The organism is Klenkia sp. PcliD-1-E (assembly GCF_024124375.1).
GTDB lineage: Bacteria > Actinomycetota > Actinomycetes > Mycobacteriales > Geodermatophilaceae > Klenkia.
On the sequence record NZ_JAMXRZ010000028.1, the window covers coordinates 24,250 to 39,628 of the forward strand.

The window sequence follows — 15,379 nt, forward strand, 5'->3', positions numbered from 1 at the left end:
CCGCAGAGCGGGTCGACACGGACACGGCGACGGCCGGCCCCGCGAGGGGACCGGCCGTCGTCGGCGGGGCTCAGCTGGTGGCGGAGGTGCGCCAGCCCTGCTGGTAGGTCTCCCGCGCCATGGCTGCGTACGGCGTCGGGCTGACGATCGCCCGCACCTTGAACTGCTCGTGCGGCTCGACGGTGGTCTTGCCCGAGCCGCCGTCCGGCTCGCCCCACACCACGGTCACCTCGGCGCCCAGCGGGACGTCGGGGGCGACGGTGGCCAGCGACAGCGCGGTGCGCTCGTTGGCGCTGTAGCCGGTGAACATCGAGACGCCGACGACGGTGCCGTCGGCGTCGAGCACGGAGTCGAAGTTCGACGAGCCGTAGTTGGCGTTGGGCAGGTCGAAGAACTGGTAACCGGGGCCCGGCCGTACGGGGGAGGCCAGCAGCTCGGCGACGTCGTCGGCGTTCCACGCCAGGGTGACCTTGCGGCGCTGGGTCGCGGGGTGGATGGCCTCCAGGGCGTCGCGGCCGATGAAGTCGTGGTCGAACTTCACGAAGCTGCCGTACCCCAGCTCCCAGGGGTTGGTGTAGTAGTCGGCGATGTCGGCGGAGACGAAGCTGCCGGCCAGCGCGTTGGTCGCCTCGTAACCCTGGGCGGGCAGCCACTCGCGGTAGGCCCGCAGCTCCTCGCCGTCGTAGATGGCCGGCAGCGGCGAGGGGATCCAGCCCGACTCCAGGGTGTTGCAGCTGTAGGCCCGCGCGCCGGCGGGCTCCAGACCGAACTCGGCGCCGGCGTCCAGGATGGCCTCGCGGACCTTGTCGTAGCTGGCGTACGGGCCCCAGATCTCCAGGCCGGGCGCACCGGCCATGCCGTGGCGGAGGGTGCGGATCTCCTCGCCTGCGATGGTCATGGTGCCCATCCGGAAGAACTTGACCTTGTCGACCGTGCCGCCGTTGACCTTCTCGATGACCTCCCACGCGCGGGGGCCCTGGATCTGGAAGCGCCACACGTCGCGGGTGACCTGCTTGCCGTAGGGGCGGGACGGCGACCGGGGGTCGTTGCGGACGTCGACGTCGTAGCCACCGGTCTCGGCCTGGAACATCAGCCAGTTGGCCACCGGCGCCCGGCCGACGTAGACGAACTCGTCCTCGGCCAGGCGGAACAGGATGCCGTCGCCGATCACGCCGCCGTTCGGGGCCACCGGGACGAACTGCTTGGCCGAGTCGACGGCGAAGCTCGCCGTGGAGTTGATGCCGGTGTCGGTGAACAGCTTGAGCGCGTCGGCGCCGGAGACCCACAGGTTGGTCATGTGGTGGGACTGGTCGAACAGCACCGCGGTCTGCTGCCACGCCTTGACCTCGCGCCGGAAGTTGGTGAACTCCGACGGGACGACGGGGTAGATGTAGGTGCCCAGCTGCGAGTTGCGCAGCAGGTCCACCGTGCTGCCCGACTGGTCGAGCACGTCCTGCAGGTTCTTGGCGGTCATGTCCTGCCCGTTCTGGTCGCTGGGTCGTCGTCTCGACCCTAGGGACGCCGGACCGGCGCCGGGACCGTGGAATGGCGGCACCCCGGCGTCGGATGCGACACCTGCGCCCCGGTCATTCGACGTAGCCCGGGTCGGGACAGCCGCGCGGTGCGCGCGCGCCCGGCTGCGGCCTAGCGTCGCGGTGTGACCAGTCCGCAGCCCTCACCGACGTACGTCTTCGACGGCCCCACGAGCCGGCGCGGACACCGGATGAACAAGATGTTCATGTCGCTGACGCGGGCGCAGGCCCGCGAGGAGTTCCTGGCCGACGAGCGCGCGTACTGCGAGCGGTTCGGGCTGGCGCAGGAGCAGACGACGGCGGTGCTGGAGCGCGACTGGCAGGCGATGCTCGACCTGGGCGGCAGCATCTTCTACGTCTACAAGCTGGCCATGATGGACGGGCTGTCCATGCAGTACCTCGGTGGGGTGTTCACCGGGATGTCCGAGGCGGACTTCAAGGCCGCCATGCTCGCCGGGGGGCGTACCGATGTCTGAGGTCATCTGGGGTCTGGGCACCTCGCACGTGCCGTCGATCGGCGCGGCCATGGACCGCGGCCTGCACGAGGACCCGGTGTGGTCCAAGCTCTTCGCCGGCTACCAGCCGGCGCGGGAGTGGCTGGCCGACCGCACGCCCGACGTCGCCGTCCTGGTCTACAACGACCACGCCAACGGCGTGGACCTCGACATCGTGCCCACCTTCGGCATCGGGGTGGCCGACCGCTACGCGGTCGCCGACGAGGGGTTCGGACGGCGCGCCGTGCCCGACGTCGTCGGGCACCCCGAGCTGTCCTTCCACCTGCTGCAGAGCCTGGTCGACGACGGGTTCGACATGACCGTCTTCCGCGAGCTGGACGTCGACCACGGCTTCACGGTGCCGCTGTCGGTGTGGACGCCGGACCCGGGCGACGCGTGGCCGTGCCCGGTCATCCCGCTGATGGTCAACGTGATCAGCTACCCGCAGCCCACCGCGGCCCGCTGCTACGCCCTGGGCCAGGCGCTGGGCCGGGCGCTGGCCAGCTACCCCGAGGACATCACGGTCGGCATCCTCGGCACCGGCGGAATGTCCCACCAGCTCGCCGGCACCCGCGCCGGGTTCATCAACCCCGAGTTCGACCACATGTTCCTGGACGCCATCGAGCGCGACCCGGCCACGCTGGCCGCGCTGACCCGCGAGGACTACATCCGCGAGGCCGGCTCGGAGGGCATCGAGCTGATCATGTGGCTGGTCATGCGCGGGGCGATGAACGCGCAGGTCACCAAGGTGCACACCGCCTACCACGTACCCGCCTCGAACACCGCCGCCGGCCTCGCGCTGTTCGACAACCGGGCCCCCGTCCAGGCCTGAGCACGGTGACCGCCGCCGCGGTACGCCCGTCCGCGGTGGGCACCTGCCGGGTGATGGGCGTCGTCAACGTCACGCCGGACTCCTTCTCCGACGGTGGCCGGTACGACCGCACCGGGGCCGCCGTCGAGCACGGGCTGGTGCTGCACGCCGAGGGTGCGGCGTGGGTCGACGTGGGCGGGGAGTCCACCCGGCCCGGTGCCGGCCGGGTGCCCGAGGACGTCGAGCTCGCCCGGGTGCTGCCCGTCGTCGCCGCCCTGGCCGGCCAAGGCGTGCCGGTCAGCGTCGACACCACCCGGGCGTCGGTGGCCCGGGCCGCGCTCGACCGCGGCGCCGTCGTGGTCAACGACGTCAGCGGCGGCCTCGCCGACCCCGCGATGGCCGGGGTGCTGGCGGGGTCCGGCGCGACCTGGGTGCTGACCCACGGCCGCGGCCCCAGCCACGACATGGACACCCGGGCGCACTACGCCGACGTCGTCGCCGAGGTGCGCTCCGACCTGCTCGCCCTGGTCGACCGCTGGACAGGTGCCGGCGTCGACCCCCGGCAGCTGGTGCTGGACCCCGGCCTGGGCTTCGCGAAGACCGCCGACCACAACTGGCGGCTGCTGCGCGGGCTCGACGTCCTGGTCGCCACCGGGCTGCCCGTCCTGGTCGGGGCGTCGCGCAAGCGGTTCCTGGCCGGGGTGGTGCGGGACGGCGAGCGGCGCCCGGCCACCGACCGGGACGGCGCCACCGCCGTGACCACCGTGCTCGCCGCCCAGGCCGGCGCGTGGGGCGTGCGGGTGCACGACGTCGAGGGTTCGGTGCAGGCCTTGCGAGTGCTGGACGCCGCACGGCCCCCACGGCAACCGCTGGCCCCGCCGCTACGTCACTTGCCCTAGGTCGGCCACGACGGCTGCGCACCCGGGTCCGGTCAAGCGGGCGATCTGCCGGGGACGGCGGCCCACCTAGCGTCGAGGCAGGTCAGCGGTGCGCGCTGGCACCTCCTGCGAGGAAGGACCCCGATGACCGCCGAGTCCCTGGCCGACGCGATCGCCCGCGCCGGCTCCCCGGTCGAGCTGCTGCGGCACTCCGCCGCCCGCGCCATGACCTTCCCGGTCGCCCCGGAGTTCACCAACTGGCGCTCCGAGCAGCGGGCGTGGGCGGAGACGTGCGCGCTGCTGGACCAGTCACACCACATGACCGACCTGTTCCTCTCCGGCCCCGGCGCGCTCGAGCTGCTGCGCGGCCTGGCGGTCAACACCTTCGAGGGCTTCGGCGTGGACAAGGCCAAGCAGTTCGTGGCGGTCAACCCCGACGGCCAGCTGATCGGCGACGCGATCCTCTTCCACCTCGAGGAGGAGGTCTTCGACCTGGTCGGGCACCCCATGGTCATCGACTGGGTGCTGTTCCACCTGCAGCGCGGAGAGCACGACGTCACCGCCGAGCGCGACGACAACTCCGCCGTCCGCACCGACGGCCCGCCCCGGCTCTACCGCTACGAGCTGCAGGGACCGACGGCGGCCGCCGTCCTGGAGCAGGCCACCGGGCAGCCGCTGCCGGAGACCAAGTTCTTCCACATGGCCACCTTCACCATCGCCGGGACGACGGTGCGCGGGCTGCGGCACGGCATGGCCGGCCAGCCCGGCTTCGAGCTGTTCGGCCCGTGGGCCGAGGGCGAGAAGGTGCTGCAGGCGCTGCTGGACGCCGGGGCCGACCACGGCCTGGTCCGGGCCGGCGCGAAGGCCTACTCCACCGCCAACCTGGAGTCGGGCTGGGTGCCCGCCCCGATCCCGGCCGTGTTCGGCGACCACCCGCTGATGCAGGAGTACCGCGAGTGGCTGCCCGCCACCGCGATCGGCGCGATCGGCGGCAGCGTCGACTCCGACGAGATCAGCGACTACTACCTGACCCCCTACGACATCGGCTACGACCGCAACGTCAAGTTCGACCACGACTTCGTCGGCCGGGAAGCCCTGGAGGCCCTCGCCGTCGACCCGCCCCGGCGCAAGGTCACGCTGGTGTGGGACGCCGACGACGTCGCCGCCGCGATGGCCTCGATGATGCAGCCGGGCCCCGGCGCCAAGTACATGGACCTGCCCAAGATCCGCTACGCCCTGCACCAGGAGGACCAGGTGCTGCGCGACGGCCGGCAGGTCGGGGTGTCCCTGGACTGCGGCTACATCGCCAACGAGCGGGTCATGGCCTCCCTGGCGACCCTGGACAAGGAGCACGCCGAGCCCGGCACCGAGGTCGTCGTCCGCTGGGGCGAGCAGCCCACCTCGCGCAAGCCGCAGGTCGAGGAGCACCGGGTGGTGGAGATCCGCGCGACGGTCGCCCCCGCCCCCTACGTGCAGTTCGCCCGCAGCAGCTACCGGGACCGGTGATGGCCGTGGTCGACAGCTCCCGTCGCGCCCCGTCCAGCCGTCCCGGCCGGGCCGAGCTGGTCGCCGCGCTGCGGGACGCCACCTACGAGGTGCTGCCCTTCAAGACGGCGGAGGAGAAGGTCCTGGCCGACGTCCCCACCGACGTCGCCCTGACCGTCACCACGACCGAGGCCAAGGGGCTCGGGCCCACCGTGGACCTGGCCGTGCGGCTCACCGGCGCGGGCTACCGGGCGGCGCCGCACCTTGCCGCCCGCCTGGTCCGCGACCGCGCCCACCTGGCCGACCTGGTCGCCCAGCTGACCGGTGCCGGCGTGGACCGGGTGTTCGTGATCGGCGGCGACGCCGCCGAGCCGGCCGGTGACTTCGTGGACGCCCTCGGCCTGCTGGAGGCCCTCGACGAGATGGGCCGCCCGTTCTCGACGGTCGGCATCGGCGGCTACCCCGAGGGCCACGGCAGCATCGCCGCCGAGCTCATCGAGCGGGCGCTGGAGGCCAAGGCCGAGCACGCCACCCAGGTCATCACCCAGCTGTGCTTCGACGCCGGCACCACCGTCGACTGGGCGCGCACCGTGCAGGCCCGCGGGGTCACCCTGCCCATCCGGGTCGGCATCCCCGGCGCGATCAGCCGGCAGAAGCTGATCCGGGTCTCCGCCGGCCTGGGGCTGGGGCAGTCCGCCCGGTTCCTGAAGAAGCAGCAGAACATGTTCTGGCGGTTCTTCCTGCCCGGCGGCTACAGCCCCGACAAGCTCATCCAGCGGCTGACCCCGGCCTTCGGCCGCGCCGACAACGGACTGCACGGGCTGCACGTGTTCACCTTCAACGAGCTCGACACCACCGAGGCCTGGCGGCAGCGGTGGCTGGCCCGGCTGACATGACCGCGCAGGTCATCGACGGCCGGGCCTGTGCCCGGCAGCTGAAGGAGCAGCTGGTCGGTGAGGTCGCCGCGGCCCGGGCGGACGGCGTCGGCATCGGCCTGGCCACCCTGGCGGTCGGCGAGGAGTACAGCGCCGGGGCCTACCAGCGGCGTCTGCGGCGGCTGGCCGACGAGCTCGGGGTGCCCTACCTGCACCGCGCGCTGCCCGCGACGGCGTCGGAGGCCGAGGTGCTGGCCGAGGTCGAGCTGCTGGACGCCGACCCGGCGGTGTCGGGGATCCTCGTGCTCCGGCCGCTGCCGCCGGGCATCGACGAGGCGCGGGTGTTCCGCGCGATCGACCCGCTCAAGGACGTCGAGTGCGTGCACCCGGAGAACGCCGGCCTGCTGGCGCTCGGCGTGCCCCGGTTCGTGCCCTCGACCGCCGCCTCGGTGTTCCACCTGCTCGACACCTGGCTGGACTCGGTGGGGGAGGACCGGGCGGCGTTCTACCACCGGGCGAACATCGTCGTCGTCGGCCGGTCCAACAACGTCGGCAAACCGGCGATCAGCCTGGGCTACGAGCGGCAGGCCACCGTGCAGTCGGTCGACGAGTGGGCCGACCGCACCACCGGCATCGGCCGGCACACCCGTTGGGCCGACGTCCTGGTGGTCGCCGCCGGGAAGGCCGGCCTGATCAAGGCCGAGCACGTCAGCGAGGGCGCCGTCGTCATCGACGTCGGCATCAACCCGCGCACCGCTCCCGACGGCACCGTGCACATGGTCGGGGACGTCGACGCCGACTCGGTCGCGCCGCGCGTCCGGGCGATCACCCCGGTGCCCGGCGGCGTCGGGCCGGTCACCGACGTCTGGCTGCTGCGCACCACCGTCCGCGCGGCCCGGCTCGCCGCCGAGGCCCGCACCCCCGTGGAGGTGCCATGACCCCGCCCGCCGACGCCCAGCACGGCGTGCTGCTGCTGCACTGCCCCGACGCCCCCGGCATCGTGCACGCCGTCACCGGCGTCCTGGTCGACCAGTCCTGCACGATCGTGCAGAGCGGTCAGTTCGGCAGCTCCACCACCGGCGAGTTCTTCATGCGGGTGGAGTTCGCGCACGCCGACGGCAGCCCGCTGGACCTCGACGCCGTCCGCGCCGCCGTCGCGCCGGTCGCGGAGCAGTTCGGGATGACCTGGACCGTCGCCGACCGCAGCCACCGGCCGCGCGTGGTGATCATGGTCAGCAAGTTCGCGCACTGCCTGGTGGACCTGCTGTTCCGCGCCTCGGTCGGCGAGCTGTCGATGGACGTCGTCGCCGTGGTCTCCAACCACCCCGACCTGGGCCGGGTCGCCGACAGCTACGGCGTGCGGTTCGTGCACATCCCGGTCACCCCCGACACCAAGGCCGACGCCGAGGCGCAGCTGCTGGAGCTGGTCGAGGCCGAGGGGGTCGAGCTGGTCGTGCTGGCCCGCTACATGCAGATCCTCAGCGACGGCCTGTGCCGGGCGCTGGCGGGCCGGGCGATCAACATCCACCACTCGATGCTGCCCAGCTTCAAGGGCGCCCGGCCCTACCACCAGGCGCACGCACGCGGCGTGAAGGTCATCGGCGCGACGGCGCACTACGTGACCGCCGACCTCGACGAGGGCCCGATCATCGAGCAGGAGCTCATCCGGGTGGACCACTCCTACAGCCCCGACGACCTCGCCGCCCGCGGCCGGGAGGCGGAGAGCCGGGCGCTGGCGCGCGCCGTCCGGTGGCACACCGAGACCCGCATCGCGGTGGTGGGCAACCGGACGGTGGTCTTCGCCTGAGGCCCCCTCCTCGCAGGTGATCATCGTGAGGTGCAGCTGGGACACGCCGGCGCACAGCGTGTCCGAGCTTCCGATGGCGATGATCAACGGCGGGCAGGGGGCGGCCGCCCTCAGTGCAACAGGCCGCCGCCGTCCACGACCAGGGTCTGGCCGGTGGTGAGCCGGCCGTCGGGGCCGGCCAGGTAGGACACCAGGCCGGCCACCTCGACGCCGGTGACCGGCTCGTCGATGGCCTGCTGCGCGCGGGTGCGGGCGAAGACCTCCGGCCCGGAGTGCGCCCGGGTGCCCGGGGTCTCCACCTGCGCGGGGACGACGGCGTTCACGGTGATCCGGTGCTCGCCCAGCTCGCGGGCCAGCACCCGGGTCATGCCGAGGACGGCGCCCTTGCTGGCCACGTAGGCCAGCTGGCCGGGGGCGCCGGTGAAGAAGGTCCGGCTGCCCAGGTTCACCACCCGGCCGCGGTCTTGGGCGTCGCGCAGGTGCGGGAAGCAGGCCTGGGTCATCAGCAGGGTGCCCACCGCGTTGACGTCGAAGTAGCGGTGCAGCTGCTCGGGCGTGGCCTCCAGGAAGCTGGCCCGACCCGAGAGCAGCCCGGCGTCGTTGACCAGCACGTCCACCCCGCCGAACCGGTCCACCACCTCGGCGACCACGGCCCGGACGGCGTCGGGGTCGCTGACGTCGCAGGCCCACCAGGTGACCCCGTCGACGTCCCCGGGGGCGGCGACGTCCAGGCCCGCGACGGTGAACCCGTCGGCGACCAGCCGGGCGGCGATGTCCGCGCCGATGCCGCCGGCCGCGCCGGTGACGACGGCGACCCGCGGGGTGCTCACCGCTCCTGCGGGTGGGTGGCCAGCGCCTCCACGCGCACGTCCATGTGCTTCCACATCGGCAGCGACACCAGCGCGTCGTGCAGCTCCGCCGGGTCGGCGGCCTCGTAGAGCCCGACGGTGGCGTTGCGGCCGGGCACCCGCCACAGACGCTTCAGGACGCCGGCGTCGCGCAGCTCCTGGGCGCGGGCGCGCTCACCGGCGCGCAGGGACTCCCGGACGTCGTCGGGGGTGTCGGCGGGCAGCAGGTTCTCGGTGCGGACCAGGAACTCCACGGTCTCTCCGTTTCAGGGTGCGAGTCGGTCGAGCAGGGCGGCGAGCTCGTCGGGGGCGGTGACCATCGCCTCGTGGCCGGTGGCGATCTCGTGCACCGGCCAGCCCTTCGCGCGGGCCCGGTCGGCCTGGCCGGCGAACACGCGCATCCAGTCGGTGCACTCCACGAACGCCGCGGGCACGGCGTCGACGGCGCCGGTCAGCCGGAGCGGGTCCAGGTAGGTCCTCCACGGGTGCGGGGTGAGCTTGGGGGTCAGCCAGTCGACGTCGGCCTGCTCGGTCACCCCGAGGACCGAGAGCTTGCGGACGGCGACCAGCCAGCCGAAGCCCTGCTGCTCGGCCGACTCCGCCCAGTGGTGCGCGACGGTGTCGGGGAGCAGGTCGCGGGCGCACTCGCCGTCCTCGCCGACGAAGGCGTCCAGGTGCACCCGCAGCGCGATGCGGTCGGGGACCCGGTCGGCGACCGCGGTGACCACCTGCCCGGCGTAGCTGTGCCCGACCAGCACGACGTCGCGCAGGTCGAGGGTCTCCACCAGCCGGACGACGTCCTCGACGTGGGTGTCGAGCCCGACCATCGGGGTGAGCAGGTGTGCCCGCTCCGACAGGCCGGTGAGGGTGGGGGCGAGCACGGCGTGCCCGGCGGCGCGCAGCGGCTGGGCCACCCGGTCCCAGCACCACCCGCCGTGCCAGGCCCCGTGCACCAGGACGAACGTGCTCACGCGTCGCCGTCCACGTAGGTGACCCCGAGCCGTTCCAGGGTGGGGCGCAGGTCGTAGAGGTCCAGGCCCAGCACCCCGCTCCGGAACTGCTCGCGCTTGGCCTCCTCGTTCGCCTCGCGCTTCGCCGCGGCGGCCACCACGGCGGGGACGTCGGCCCGCGGCACGCACATCACGCCGTCGTCGTCGGCGACCACGGCGTCCCCGGGCGTGATCAGCCGGCCCGCGACGACGACCGGCACGTTGACCGAGCCGGGCACGGCCTTGGCGGTGCCCTGGGCGTGCACCGCGCGGGACCACACGGGGAAGCCCATCGCGGTCAGCTCGGCGACGTCGCGGACGCCCGCGTCGGTGACCAGGCCCAGCACGCCCCGGGCCTGCAGCTGGGTGGCGAACAGCTCGCCGAACATGCCGTCGGTGCTGCGCGAGGTGGTGGCGATGACCAGCACGTCGCCGGCCCGGCACTGCTCGATGCAGGCGTGCACCATCAGGTTGTCCCCGGGGTGGGAGAGCACGGTGACCGCGCGGCCGGCGATCCGGGCGCCGGGGTAGATGGGCCGCAGCTCGGGCCCCACCAGGCCGGTGCGCCCGGCCGCCTCGTGCGCGGTCGCCACGCCGGACCGCGCCAGGGCGGCGAGGTCGTCGGGGTCGGGACCCTTCGAGGTGCGGACGACGACGTGCCGGCTCACCGGAGCTCCGACCCGACGGAGGGGAAGGTGCGGGTGAAGGCCTCCGCGTGGGTGACCTCGGCGGGGGCGCCGTTGCGGCGGGCCTGCACGCCGCGGCGGACCCCGAGGTCGGTGTAGTAGTCCACCAGGTGGCCCTGGCCCCCGGCCATGCAGCGCATCGCCTCGAGCTTGCGGTCCCAGACGGGGGTGACGTCGAGCAGCAGGTCGGGGACGAACCCGCACACCTCGGGCTGGTGCGGTTCGTACTGGAACACCTGCGCGGCACCCAGCGGCGTCGTCGTCCGGTCGTGGCCGTGGGCCTGGGCGACCATCCGGGTGCGCAGGGTGGTGGCGTGGGCGAGGTCGTGGTCGGTGTTGTACGGGTCCCGGGCCACGTGGGTGAGCAGGACGTCGGGGGAGTGCTCGCGCAGGATCCCGACCAGCCGGTCCTCGGCGGCCGTGTCGACGCGCAGCGGGTAGTCGCCGAGGTCGAGGAACTCCACCGTGGCGCCGAGCACCTGCGCGGCGTTGCCGGACTCCTCGCGGCGGGCGTCCTTGACCCCCTGCAGCGTCATGCCCTCCCGCTTCCACAGGCCCTGGGACTCCCCGCGCTCGCCGAAGCTCAGGCACACCACGTGCACGGCGGCGCCGCGGTCGGCGTAGAGGGCCAGCGCGCCTCCGGCGCGCCAGACGAAGTCGGCGGCGTGCGCGCTGACCACCAGCACGGACCCTGCGTCGGGCATGGGACTCCTCGGTCGTCGGGGCTCGGCGTCCCGACGGTAGGCGGGGAGCGGACGGCGGCCGACGCCCCTCCGTCCCCTCCCCGCTACGTCATCCGTCCCGGCTCAGGTGGTCAGCACCATCCGGAAGCGGGCCTTGCCGTCCATCATCCGGGCGAAGGCGGAGGCGGCCTCCTCCAGCGGGGCGGTCTCGACCATCGGCCGGACGCCGAGGCGGGCGGCGACCCGCAGGGTGTCCTCGGAGTCCTTCGCGGTGCCCGAGGCGTGGCCGGCGACGACCCGGCTGGCCGAGATGAGGTCGGTGGCGGGCAGCGTCAGCGGCTGCTCGGGGGCGCCGAGGACCACCAGCCGGCCGCGGGGGGCCAGGCCCGGGACGGTCGCGGCCATCGCCTCGGCGTCGGTGACGGTGGCCAGCACCGCGCTCGCCCCGCCCAGCTTGCCCAGCTCCTCGCCCACGTCGACGGCGGTGCTGTCCAGGTAGTGGTGGGCGCCGAGCTGCCGGGCGAAGTCGCCCTTCTCCGCGCCGCGGGCGACGGCCACGGTCTCGAAGCCGAGCTTCGAGGCGAACTGCACGCCCAGGTGGCCCAGGCCGCCGAGGCCGAGGACGGCGACCAGGTCGCCGATCCGGGCGCCGCTCTCCCGCAGGCCGTGGAAGGTGGTGACCCCTGCGCACATCAGCGGCGCGGCATCGGTGTCGGACAGGCCGTCGGGGATGCGGGCCAGCGCGTCGGCGGGGGCGACCAGGTAATCGGCGTAGCCGCCGTCGGCGCTCAGGCCGGTGACCCCCATCCGCTGGCAGGAGATGAAGTCCCCCGTTCGGCACGGGTCGCACACGTGGCAGGCGCCGCCGAACCAGCCCACGCCCACCCGGGTGCCGGGCTGCCACTGCTCGACGCCCTCGCCAACCGCCTCGACGACGCCGGCGGCCTCGTGGCCGGGCACCCGCGGGTACTCGCTGGCCATGCCACCCAGCGCCCACGCGTCGCTGTGGCACACGCCGTTGGCGCTCACCCGCACCAGCACCTGCCCGCGACCGGGCTCCGGGCGGCCCCGCTCGACGACCTCGAAGTCGGCCCCGGCCGACGGCACCTGCACTGCTCGCATCGCACGCTCCTCGTCGGTGGGGCGTCGCATGCGCCCCGCTGCACCCCGCCTACCCGGCCGTCACCGGCGCACGCCCGGACCGGCGGGTCCGCCCGGGGGGCGGAGGCGGGATCCGTCCGGGGACCGATGTGCCGGGGGTGCACCCGGTCCCACCATCGACGTCGTGACCATCGCCCTGCTGCCCCGCACCCGGACCGGCTCGACCCCCGTCCGCCTCCTGCTCGTCGCCGTCGCGGTCGGGCTGGCCGTCGGCGCGCTGACCTCCCCGGCGCAGACGCTGCTGGGCGGGACGGCGCTGGCCGGCCTGGCGAACGCGGTCGGGCCCTGGCTGCTGGCGCCGTTCGTCCTCGGCGCCCGGGCGCGGTCACCGCGGGTCGCCGTCCTGGCCGGGGTGCTGGCCTGCACGGCGCAGGTGCCGGGCTACTACCTGGTGGCCGCGGCCCGGGGGTTCGCCGCGAGCACGCCGTGGGTGCTGGTGTGGACCGCCGGCGGACTCGTCGGCGGCGCCGTGCTGGGGCTGGCCGGGTGGGCCTGGTGGACCCGGACGGACCGTTGGCGGGGGGCCGGGGCGGGGCTGCTGGTCGCGGTGTGGCTGACCGAGGCCCTGGTCGTGTTCGGCGCGGTGCTGCGGTACACGGACTCCGCGGTGGTGTCCGGGGTGGTCGGGCTGGGGCTGCTCGTCGGGCTGGGGCGGCACGGCCGGCAGTGGGGCGCGGTGCTGCGCTGGCTGGCACCCGCGCTGGCCCTCGGCACGGCGGGCTTCCTGGCCCTGCACGCCGTGCTGTGAGGGCCGGGGGCCGGGCGTAGCTTCCGGGCATGACCCCTGAACTGCAGCGCGTCCTGGACACCGTGCCCCCCGCCGAGGTGGAGACCGGCACCGTGGGGACCACCGTCGGCGGCACCGAGCTGGAGGCGTACCTGGCCGCGCCGGCCGGGGTCGAGGGGCGCCGTCCGGGTGTGCTGGTGCTGCACGACTGGTCCGGGATGACCGACCACGTGCGGGTGCGCGCCCAGATGCTCGCCCGGCTGGGCCACGTCGCGCTGGCCGGCGACGTGTTCGGCAAGGACGACCAGCCGACCGACGCGGGGGAGTCGCAGCGGCTGGCCGGGGAGCTCTACGGCGACGTCGCGCTGTTCCGGGAGCGCGTGCTGGCCAACCTGGAGCTGCTGCGCGCCGACCCCCGGGTGGACCCCGCGCGGGTGGTCGTCATGGGCTACTGCCTGGGCGGCAGCGGGGCGCTGGAGGCGGCGCGGGCCGGGGCCGACGTCGCCGGGGTGGTGTCCTTCCACGGCGGCCTCAACACCGGTGCGCCCGCGGAGCCGGGCAGCATCACCGCCCCGCTGCTGGTGCTCACCGGCGCCGACGACCCGATGGTGCCGGTCTCGGCCGTCGAGGAGTTCGAGGACGAGCTGCGGACGGCGGGCGCGCCCGACTGGCAGGTGGTCACCTACAGCGGCGCGCTGCACGCCTTCGCCGTCCCCGGCGTCGACGCCCCCGAGCACGGTGCGGCCTACCAGGAGACCGCCGACCGGCGGTCCTGGCGGGCGCTGCAGGACTTCCTCGGCGAGGTCCTCGCCTGACATCCCTGACGATCACCGCGAGGTGCGGGGTCGACGGGCCGGCCGACGGCGTGCCCGACCTGCGGACGACGACGATCGACGACGCCTGGTCGCGGGCGGTCTCAGGCCGGCTCGGGCACGCCGCCGGGGTCGCCGCCCGGGTCCTCCGGGGTGGGCTCGACCGGCGCCGGGGGCAGGGTGTCCGGCGTGTCGGGGAGCAGCTCACCCGGGTCGTCGGGGATGGGCTGGCTGGGGTCCAGGGGACCGGGCATCGGGGCGACCATGCCGGGAGTGAAGCAGCCCTCCCGCAGCGCCGCAGTCCACGGCCCGGCCGTCCCGCGCTCCCGGACGACGACGCCCCCGACCGGCCGTCACCGCCCCAGCCGCGCCACCCAGTCCGCCGGGACCCGGTCGGCCGGTCCGGGGGCGGACTGGTCGGCCGGGTGGCTGTGCGGCGCCGCCAGCTCGGGACCCTCGAAGCCTTGCTGCGTCCGGTAGTCGTAGAACCAGTCCTCGCCCGGCTCGAAGCTCTGGATGACCGGGTGGCCGGTGGCCTCGGCGTGCGCGGTGGCGTGCTTGCCGAGGGAGTCGTCGCAGCACCCCACGTGCCCGCACTGCGCGCAGCGGCGCAGGTGGAGCCACCACGAGGAGCCCGCTTCGCACTCGACGCAGCCGGGGCCGGTGGGCGGGACGGTGGGGTCGATGCCGGTGTCGGTCACCGGGTCAGCCTGCCGCGCCCGACCCGCCTGCGGAACCCCGCCGGGCTGCGGGGTCGGGGTTCCCGACGCAGGGTGGGGGCATGAGCTCACCCACCCCCGTCGTCGTGGTCACCGGTGCCAACGGTCTGGTCGGCACCGCCGTGTGCCGGGCACTCGCCGACCGGGGGGCCGAGGTCCGCGCCGTCGTCCGCCGGCCGGGCACCGCGCCCGAGCTGGGCGGCGTCACCGAGCACGTGGGGGACGTCGCCGACGTGCTCGGTGGTGCCGACGCCCTGGTCACCACCGTGCACCCGATGGGGTCCTCGCGGGAGGCGCAGCACGAGGTCGGGGTCGAGGGCACCGCGCGGCAGGCCTGCGCCGCCCGGGACGCCGGGGTGCAGCGGCTGGTGCACGTCTCCACCGCCGGGGTGTACGACCGGTCCCCGGAGCAGGGCGACCTCGCCGAGGACGCCCCGCTGCTGCCGGAGGGCAGCGGCGACTACCCCGACACCAAGAACGCCGCCGACGAGGCGCTCGCGCAGGTCGAGGGCCTGACGACGGTGCTGGTCCGCCCGCCGGCGATCGCCGGGGCCGGCCCGACGTCGGCGTGGAACACCCTGCGGCCGCAGGCCTTCGTCGACGGCGACCGCGGCGTGAACCCGGCGAAGAGCTGGCCGTGGGTGCACGTCGAGGACCTGGCCGCGATGATCGCCGACGTGGCGGTGGGCGCCGTCGTCACCTCCGACGACCCGGAGCAGGGCCCGGTCCCCGGCGGGACGACACCGGTGCTGGTGGCCGGGGAGCCGGCGACCTGGGGCGACTACCTGGGCGCCGTCGGCGAGGCGGTCGGCATCGAGCCCGAGTGGACCGAGGAACCGGTGTGGACCGGTCAGCTGCTCACCGACCGCGCC

Annotated in this window: 19 protein-coding genes; 10 read left to right on the forward strand and 9 right to left on the reverse strand. The window is 74.6% G+C overall.

The window, feature by feature from the left end:
* Positions 1–70: 70 nt before the first annotated feature.
* Positions 71–1,474 carry an aminomethyl transferase family protein gene (locus NH342_RS07830; protein WP_253013436.1) on the reverse strand — a complete coding sequence of 468 codons (1,404 nt, stop codon included), beginning with the start codon at positions 1,472–1,474 and terminating at the stop codon, positions 71–73.
* A gap of 183 nt (positions 1,475–1,657) precedes the next feature.
* Between NH342_RS07830 and NH342_RS07835 the strand changes: the two genes are divergently transcribed.
* The 7 genes from NH342_RS07835 (at position 1,658) to purU (ending at position 7,882) form a co-directional block, all read left to right on the forward strand.
* Complete coding sequence (locus NH342_RS07835) at positions 1,658–2,008, forward strand: protocatechuate 3,4-dioxygenase (RefSeq protein ID WP_253013438.1); 351 nt, start codon at positions 1,658–1,660, stop codon at positions 2,006–2,008.
* Positions 2,001–2,858, forward strand: coding sequence for a class III extradiol dioxygenase subunit beta (locus tag NH342_RS07840; protein WP_253013440.1), 858 nt, complete (start codon positions 2,001–2,003; stop codon positions 2,856–2,858). The genes NH342_RS07835 and NH342_RS07840 overlap by 8 nt, the downstream gene beginning before the upstream one ends.
* A gap of 5 nt (positions 2,859–2,863) precedes the next feature.
* Positions 2,864–3,736, forward strand: coding sequence for a dihydropteroate synthase (folP, locus tag NH342_RS07845; RefSeq protein ID WP_253013442.1), 873 nt, complete (start codon positions 2,864–2,866; stop codon positions 3,734–3,736).
* Between the two features lie 123 nt (positions 3,737–3,859).
* A complete protein-coding gene (locus NH342_RS07850; RefSeq protein ID WP_253013443.1) occupies positions 3,860–5,221 on the forward strand; it encodes an aminomethyl transferase family protein in 1,362 nt (453 codons plus the stop codon).
* A complete protein-coding gene (locus tag NH342_RS07855; RefSeq protein WP_253013444.1) occupies positions 5,221–6,096 on the forward strand; it encodes a methylenetetrahydrofolate reductase in 876 nt (291 codons plus the stop codon). The genes NH342_RS07850 and NH342_RS07855 overlap by 1 nt, the downstream gene beginning before the upstream one ends.
* A complete protein-coding gene (locus NH342_RS07860) occupies positions 6,093–7,013 on the forward strand; it encodes a bifunctional 5,10-methylenetetrahydrofolate dehydrogenase/5,10-methenyltetrahydrofolate cyclohydrolase (protein ID WP_253013445.1) in 921 nt (306 codons plus the stop codon). The genes NH342_RS07855 and NH342_RS07860 overlap by 4 nt, the downstream gene beginning before the upstream one ends.
* Entirely contained in the window at positions 7,010–7,882 is an 873-nt protein-coding gene (gene purU / locus NH342_RS07865) for a formyltetrahydrofolate deformylase (RefSeq protein WP_253013447.1), read from the forward strand. Before NH342_RS07860 ends, purU begins: the two co-directional genes overlap by 4 nt.
* A gap of 110 nt (positions 7,883–7,992) precedes the next feature.
* Here the strand turns inward: purU and NH342_RS07870 are convergent, their stop codons facing one another.
* From NH342_RS07870 to NH342_RS07895, 6 genes are all read right to left on the reverse strand, one after another.
* Positions 7,993–8,712, reverse strand: a complete 720-nt coding sequence (locus NH342_RS07870) for an SDR family NAD(P)-dependent oxidoreductase (protein ID WP_253013449.1) — start codon at positions 8,710–8,712, stop codon at positions 7,993–7,995.
* Positions 8,709–8,984: a muconolactone Delta-isomerase family protein gene (locus NH342_RS07875; protein WP_091560499.1), complete on the reverse strand. Its 276-nt coding sequence runs from the start codon at positions 8,982–8,984 to the stop codon at positions 8,709–8,711. Before NH342_RS07875 ends, NH342_RS07870 begins: the two co-directional genes overlap by 4 nt.
* A 12-nt stretch (positions 8,985–8,996) precedes the next feature.
* On the reverse strand, positions 8,997–9,701 hold the full coding sequence (locus tag NH342_RS07880) for an alpha/beta fold hydrolase (protein ID WP_253013451.1): 705 nt from the start codon (positions 9,699–9,701) through the stop codon (positions 8,997–8,999).
* Positions 9,698–10,387 (reverse strand): 4-carboxy-4-hydroxy-2-oxoadipate aldolase/oxaloacetate decarboxylase, encoded by a 690-nt coding sequence (locus tag NH342_RS07885; protein WP_253013453.1) that lies wholly within the window; start codon positions 10,385–10,387, stop codon positions 9,698–9,700. The genes NH342_RS07880 and NH342_RS07885 overlap by 4 nt, the downstream gene beginning before the upstream one ends.
* Positions 10,384–11,109: a PIG-L deacetylase family protein gene (locus NH342_RS07890; RefSeq protein WP_253013455.1), complete on the reverse strand. Its 726-nt coding sequence runs from the start codon at positions 11,107–11,109 to the stop codon at positions 10,384–10,386. Before NH342_RS07890 ends, NH342_RS07885 begins: the two co-directional genes overlap by 4 nt.
* Before the next feature lie 102 nt (positions 11,110–11,211).
* Positions 11,212–12,210: an alcohol dehydrogenase catalytic domain-containing protein gene (locus NH342_RS07895; protein WP_253013457.1), complete on the reverse strand. Its 999-nt coding sequence runs from the start codon at positions 12,208–12,210 to the stop codon at positions 11,212–11,214.
* A gap of 163 nt (positions 12,211–12,373) precedes the next feature.
* Between NH342_RS07895 and NH342_RS07900 the strand changes: the two genes are divergently transcribed.
* Positions 12,374–12,997 carry a DUF6518 family protein gene (locus NH342_RS07900; protein ID WP_253013459.1) on the forward strand — a complete coding sequence of 208 codons (624 nt, stop codon included), beginning with the start codon at positions 12,374–12,376 and terminating at the stop codon, positions 12,995–12,997.
* Between the two features lie 29 nt (positions 12,998–13,026).
* Positions 13,027–13,791, forward strand: a complete 765-nt coding sequence (locus NH342_RS07905) for a dienelactone hydrolase family protein (protein WP_253013461.1) — start codon at positions 13,027–13,029, stop codon at positions 13,789–13,791.
* Positions 13,792–13,892: 101 nt separating this feature from the next.
* Here NH342_RS07905 and NH342_RS07910 read toward each other — a convergent pair whose 3' ends face one another.
* Entirely contained in the window at positions 13,893–14,042 is a 150-nt protein-coding gene (locus tag NH342_RS07910; RefSeq protein ID WP_165640209.1) for a hypothetical protein, read from the reverse strand.
* Between the two features lie 99 nt (positions 14,043–14,141).
* Positions 14,142–14,489: a UBP-type zinc finger domain-containing protein gene (locus tag NH342_RS07915; RefSeq protein ID WP_253013464.1), complete on the reverse strand. Its 348-nt coding sequence runs from the start codon at positions 14,487–14,489 to the stop codon at positions 14,142–14,144.
* An 80-nt stretch (positions 14,490–14,569) separates the two neighbouring features.
* On the opposite strand from NH342_RS07915, the gene NH342_RS07920 reads away from it, so the two are divergent.
* Positions 14,570–15,379: NAD(P)-dependent oxidoreductase (locus NH342_RS07920; protein ID WP_253013466.1), on the forward strand; the 810-nt coding region annotated here is incomplete at its 3' end.

Bases quoted from the DNA above. Each gene is read 5' to 3' on its own strand.
- NH342_RS07830 (WP_253013436.1), bottom strand. From the start codon at position 1,474: ATGACCGCCAAGAACCTGCAGGACGTGCTCGACCAGTCGGGCAGCACG.
- NH342_RS07840 (WP_253013440.1), top strand. From the start codon at position 2,001: ATGTCTGAGGTCATCTGGGGTCTGGGCACCTCGCACGTGCCGTCGATC.
- NH342_RS07850 (WP_253013443.1), top strand. From the start codon at position 3,860: ATGACCGCCGAGTCCCTGGCCGACGCGATCGCCCGCGCCGGCTCCCCG.
- NH342_RS07855 (WP_253013444.1), top strand. From the start codon at position 5,221: ATGGCCGTGGTCGACAGCTCCCGTCGCGCCCCGTCCAGCCGTCCCGGC.
- NH342_RS07860 (WP_253013445.1), top strand. From the start codon at position 6,093: ATGACCGCGCAGGTCATCGACGGCCGGGCCTGTGCCCGGCAGCTGAAG.
- purU (WP_253013447.1), top strand. From the start codon at position 7,010: ATGACCCCGCCCGCCGACGCCCAGCACGGCGTGCTGCTGCTGCACTGC.
- NH342_RS07890 (WP_253013455.1), bottom strand. From the start codon at position 11,109: ATGCCCGACGCAGGGTCCGTGCTGGTGGTCAGCGCGCACGCCGCCGAC.
- NH342_RS07895 (WP_253013457.1), bottom strand. From the start codon at position 12,210: ATGCGAGCAGTGCAGGTGCCGTCGGCCGGGGCCGACTTCGAGGTCGTC.
- NH342_RS07905 (WP_253013461.1), top strand. From the start codon at position 13,027: ATGACCCCTGAACTGCAGCGCGTCCTGGACACCGTGCCCCCCGCCGAG.
- NH342_RS07910 (WP_165640209.1), bottom strand. From the start codon at position 14,042: ATGCCCGGTCCCCTGGACCCCAGCCAGCCCATCCCCGACGACCCGGGT.